2 protein-coding genes are annotated in these 1817 nt (G+C 67.1%); both read right to left on the bottom strand.

From position 1 onward, the window contains the following. Positions 1 to 535: ATP-binding protein (locus ACFQ24_RS03990; protein ID WP_380909160.1), on the bottom strand; the 535-nt coding region annotated here is incomplete at its 3' end. Then, positions 522 to 1817 (bottom strand): IS21 family transposase (gene istA, locus ACFQ24_RS03985; protein WP_380909158.1); only part of this gene is annotated, 1296 nt, incomplete at its 5' end. The genes istA and ACFQ24_RS03990, both read right to left, overlap by 14 nt.

The following is a 1817-nucleotide window of genomic DNA, read 5'->3' as shown; positions in this document are numbered from 1 at the left end:
GGCCGCCAGAGCGCGCGAACGGCAGATATCCCAGCTCATCGAGCACCACCAGGTCGAGCCGCGAGAGCTGTCCCGCCAGGGTCCCGCCCTTGCCGATCCGGGTCTCCTCTTCGAGGCGTGTCACCAGATCGACGGTGTTGAAGTATCGTGCCCGAGCCCCTTTGCGCACGACGTTGGCGGTAATCGCGATGGCGAGGTGGGTCTTGCCGGTGCCCGTGCCGCCGACGAGCACGATGTTGCGGCGCGCCGGCAGGAAGGAGCCATCATGCAGGGAGCGGATCAGCCCTTCGTTGATCGGCGTCCCTTCGAAGCTGAACCGCTCCAAGTCCTTCACCACCGGCAGCCGCGCGGCCGTCATGCGATACCGGATCGATGCGGCATCGCGGTGGGTGGCTTCCGCGCGGAGCAGATCGGTCAAGATCTCCATGGTGGTGCGCTGGCGCTGGAGGCCGGTGGTGACGGCCTCGTCGTACGCCGCCACCATGCCCTTGAGGCCCAGGCCGCGCATCGTGTCGATCATCTCATGCCGCTGCATCATAGCCTCGCAGTCGGTCGTAGCGGGCACAGTCGGCGATCGGCGGATGGCTCAGCATCCGGTCTTCCGAGGTGACGATGCTATGCGGCGTCGCCGGCTCGCGGCGACGAGAGAGGATGTTGAGGATCAGGTCGTCGCTGACCGTTCCGCTCGCCAGCGCTTCGCGCACCGCCGCCTCGACTTGGTCCAGGCCATCGGTGAGCACAGCCGAGAGCACCCGCACGAACCTGCGATCCGCCTCATCCCCGTTCCCCAGCCTGCGTCGCAGGCGATGGAGGGATGGCGGCAACTCCCAGTCCTGGAACGGCGCGCCGTTGCGCAGGGCGCCGGGCTTGTGGGCCAGAACCGGCAGATAATGCCAGGGATCGTAAATGGTGCGGTTCCGCCCGAAGTGACGCTCATGTTCCCCGACGATCTCTTCGCCGCAGCGGATGACGATCCGGTCCGCATAGGCGCGCACCTGCACCGTGCGCCGCGCCGCCCTGGACATGACCGAGTAGCGGTTGCGGTCGAAGCTGATGAGGCAGGTGCCGGTGACGGCATGTTCGCTCTCATGGAAGCCATCAAAGGGCGCCAGGATCGGCTGCAGAACAGGCCGCTCCATCTCCAGCGCCTGGGCCACGGTGATATCGCCGCGCTCGGGATGGGGGTGATGCTCGGCCCAGCGCCGGCACTCCGCCTCGAGCCATCCGTTGAGCTCGGCCAGGCTTGCGAACCGAAGCCGGGGCTGGAAGAAGCGCCCCCGGATCGTCTGCACCTGCTGCTCGACCTGTCCCTTCTCCCATCCCGCCGCTGGTGTGCAGGCGGTCGGTTCGACCATGTAATGATCGGTCATGATCAGGAAGCGGCGGTTGAACACGCGCTCCTTGCCCGTGAACACGCTCGTCACCGCCGTCTTCATGTTGTCGTAGATGCCGCGCCGGGGAACGCCGCCGAAGAAGGCGAAGGCCCGTGCATGGGCGTCGAACAGCATCTCCTGGCCCTCGCGCGGATAGGCCCGGACATAAGGCGCACGGGATGCGCAGAGGCGGACATGCGCAACCTTCACCCGCATCGGCTTGCCGGCGATCTCCACGTCCTCGTGGCTCCAGTCGAACTGATACGCCTCGCCAGGCTGGAACATCATCGGGATGAAGGCCGGTGCGTCGTCGCCTCCGTCCTTGCGCCGCTGTTCCCGCCAGCGGCTCGCATAGCGGCGGACGGCATCGTAGGAGCCTTCAAAGCCCTCCCGCACCAGCAGGTCGTGGATGCGCGTCATCCGCAGCCGATCGCGCCGGCTGCG

This window comes from Sphingobium olei, from assembly GCF_042678845.1.
In the GTDB taxonomy this organism is placed as follows: Bacteria; Pseudomonadota; Alphaproteobacteria; order Sphingomonadales; family Sphingomonadaceae; genus Sphingobium; species Sphingobium olei.
This window is presented reverse-complemented; position numbering and strand designations above follow the sequence as displayed.